This window comes from Williamsia sp. 1138, from assembly GCF_002095435.2.
In the GTDB taxonomy this organism is placed as follows: domain Bacteria; phylum Actinomycetota; class Actinomycetes; order Mycobacteriales; family Mycobacteriaceae; genus Williamsia.
Genome location: NZ_MJEJ02000001.1, coordinates 1 through 527, shown reverse-complemented (window position 1 = coordinate 527; position 527 = coordinate 1). Strand labels below are relative to the sequence as shown.

At 62.0% G+C, this 527-nt stretch carries 1 protein-coding gene; it reads right to left on the bottom strand.

Translation table 11 applies throughout. The annotated features are described in order from the left end of the window. Nucleotides 1-527: acyl-CoA dehydrogenase family protein (locus tag BH683_RS00005; protein ID WP_210405130.1), on the bottom strand; the 527-nt coding region annotated here is incomplete at both ends.

Here is a 527-nt window from a genome sequence, read left to right as displayed (position 1 = left end):
CGCTCGGCACGCGCGGCGGAGGTGTAGACCATCAGCCGGGCGGCCTCGATCTTCATCGCCATGTCGGCGATCATGAATTCCACGCCTTGGAAACTCGAGATCGACTTCCCGAACTGCTTACGGTCCTTGGTGTAGGCGATCGCCTGATCGAGGGCGCCCTGGGCGATACCGATCGCCTGGGCACCGATCGTCGGACGCGTGTGATCAAGAGTCTCCAGTGCAGTCTTGAAACCCGTTCCCGGTGCGCCGATGATCCGGTCTCCCGGGATCGTGCAGTTCTCGAAATACAGTTCCGCAGTGGGCGAGCCCTTGATACCCAGCTTCTTCTCCAGTGGGCCGACCGTGAAACCGGGATCGTCCTTGTGGACCATGAACGAGGAGATCCCGTTGGCTCCCTTGTCCGGATCGGTCACCGCCATCACCGTGTACCAGGACGACTTACCGCCGTTGGTGATCCAGCACTTGCTGCCGTTGAGCACCCAGGTGTCGCCGTCCTCCTTCGCGCGGGTCTTCATCGACGCCGCATC